We start from the raw sequence: 657 nt of genomic DNA on the forward strand, positions 1-657 counted from the left end.
TTCTTGATACAATTACACTCATTGCATAACTTAAGAAGGATTTTCCATCTCCTCGCTTAAGTTTACTTCTTGGAGAATGTTGCCATGATCGTGGTCTTTGTGATTGTTGGCTTCATTGTTTTGAGTTTTTTGGTCGCTCATTTTTAACCTCTTTTTAAATATATATTAGTTGTTAGTTAATGTTATAGTTTGTTAGTTTTAGTTGTATAAAAATAATTATTTATAATTAAACGTCTAAATCAGCTTCTAATGCTTTTTCTAAGATGAAGTTTTTTCTTAGTAAGACTTTTTCTCCCATTAACATGTTGGGTGTCAATTGCTTCCATTAAGGCTTTCCTTCCATCACTTAAAGCATTAAGGTCATCTTTGGAGGCTTTTTGAGAAGAGTAATGAGTTTAAATCTAATAGTTGTTTCCCAAAGTTATTAGGATTCATTCTCCAAGTCCTTGTATCTTAAACCATCTTTTAAGTTTTTTTAGTTGTCAAAAGTTTGTTTGGCTTTTTCATCACAAAATATTTTGGAGCGCCCTTTCCGGGGACATTGTATAAAAGGAGGACGATAAAATAGATGTAGCTTTTTTTCAATTAATTTACAGCCATTCAAAAAGAAAGTTAATAGTGAAAAGTTCTTATGGATAATACGAACTGAACGCTGCT

Annotated in this window: 1 protein-coding gene; it reads right to left on the reverse strand. The window is 31.1% G+C overall.

All coding sequences use genetic code 11. The features are described 5' to 3' along the window. Positions 1–475 precede the first annotated feature (475 nt). On the reverse strand, positions 476–657 hold a 182-nt coding region (locus tag ACEW7V_RS01325), incomplete at its 5' end, for a hypothetical protein (RefSeq protein ID WP_374695635.1).

The organism is Areca yellow leaf disease phytoplasma (assembly GCF_041920595.1).